At 69.3% G+C, this 1,856-nt stretch carries 1 protein-coding gene; it reads left to right on the top strand.

The window, feature by feature from the left end; genetic code table 11:
• Positions 1–79: 79 nt before the first annotated feature.
• Positions 80–1,681 carry an IS1182 family transposase gene (locus AB0I11_RS34310; protein WP_357330093.1) on the top strand — a complete coding sequence of 534 codons (1,602 nt, stop codon included), beginning with the start codon at positions 80–82 and terminating at the stop codon, positions 1,679–1,681.
• Positions 1,682–1,856: the final 175 nt, after the last annotated feature.

Genomic DNA, 1,856 nt, shown 5'->3' with positions numbered 1-1,856 from the left:
CTAGGTGACTGGTGTTAAACGATGGCTGCCATCGGCGTGGCGGTCATCGTTCTGCATCTATTTATAGTAGTTTGCTGGGATGACGTTGGGCAGAGCGTCGCAGCAGCTGGACCTCCTCGATCCGGTCAGCCGGTTCTGCGCTGAGACGCTTCCGGCGAACTCGGTCTACGCGTTCCTGCACGATCACCGCGTCCGGTTGTTCCCGGACAGCTTGTTCGCTGATCTGTTCGCGCAAATCGGGCGGCGGTCGGTACCGCCGTCGGTGGTCGCGACGGTGATGGTGCTGCAGCGTTTGGAAGGACTGTCGGACCGCGAGGCCGTCGACCGGTTCGCGTTCGATGTCCGCTGGCGGTACGCGGCCGGGGCCGGTGGCTGGGACGGCGCTTCGCGGGCCGGGTTCGCGCACACGGTCCTGGTTGACATGCGCGAACGGCTGCGTCGCTCGGCGAACCCGGACCGGATTTTCGAGGTTGCTCTCGCGGCGGCGCGGGAGGCCGGGCTGCTGGGACGGCGCCGGGTGCTCGACTCGACCCCCTTGTATGACGCGGTCGCCACGATGGACACGATCACGCTGATCCGCTCGGCGGTCCGCGGGCTGCTCACCGCGGCCGGCCGCGACCTGGCCACCGAACTGCGGGCCGTGTTGACCAGCGGCGACGACTACGCCGGCACGGCGAAACCGGTCGTGGACTGGGACGACAAGACCGCCCGAGAAGCGTTGATCGACTCAAGGGCCCGGGACGGGTATGCCCTGCTCGCCGCCCTCGACGGCCGCAAGAAGCTGCCCGAGGCGGTCACCGAGGCGATGCGGCTGCTGGCCACGGTGCTGGGCCAAGACCTGGAAACCGGCGACGACGGGGTGCTGCGGATCGCCCGCAAAGTCGCCGCGAACCGAGTGATCTCCACCGTCGACCCGCAGGCCCGGCACGGGCACAAGACCAGCCACCGCGGCTTCGACGGCTACAAAGGGCACATCGCCGTCGATCCGGACAGCGAGATCATCACCGCCACCGAGGTCACTGTCGGTAACACCGGCGACGCCGGCCCGGCCGCCGACCTGATCGCCGACCTCACCACCCCGGCCAGCGATCAGGACACACCCGGAGCCGACGCGGCGGTCTACGGCGACTCGGCCTACGGCGCCGGTGAAGTACTCGAATGCCTGCATGCTGCCGGGATCGACGCCAAGACCAAGGTCCAGCCACCGGTCGCGCCGGGTGGCAAGTTCACCAAGGACCAGTTCACCATTGACCTCGCCGCCGGCACGGTCACCTGCCCGAACCAGGTCACCATCGCGATCCGCCCGATCACCGGTCACGACCGTCACGCCGGGAAAGCCGACTTCGGCCGGGCCTGCACCGACTGCCCGCTCCGCACGCAGTGCACCGAGTCGAAAACCGGCCGGCAGATCACCATCAGCCGCTGGGAAACCCACCTCACGGCCGCCCGGACCCGGCAGACCGACCCGGCCTGGCGGGCCGACTACCGCGCCACCCGCCCCAAAGTCGAACGCAAGATCGCCCACCTGATGCGCCGCCGCCACGGCGGCCGCCGCGCCCGCATGCGCGGCCTGCTCCGCGTCGCCGCCGACTTCAAACTCCTGGCCGCAGCCACCAACCTGGCCCGGCTCGCCACCCTCGGCCTCACCGGCAGCAGCCAGCTCGGCCAGGCCCCCGCCTGACCACCAGCAAGGACCCCGACCAGGCGTTATCCAGCCCGACAACAGCCCCCAGCCGCCCGCCGAGCCACCGATCAGCCAGCCCAAGCGACTACCCCCTTCACGCCAGCCAACGAGCCGTCCAACACACGGGTTGATCGGACCACCGATCAACCCGCCTTTAACACCAGCTACCTAG

This window comes from Micromonospora sp. NPDC050495, assembly GCF_040655175.1.
Lineage (GTDB): Bacteria > Actinomycetota > Actinomycetes > Mycobacteriales > Micromonosporaceae > Micromonospora.
This window is presented reverse-complemented; position numbering and strand designations above follow the sequence as displayed.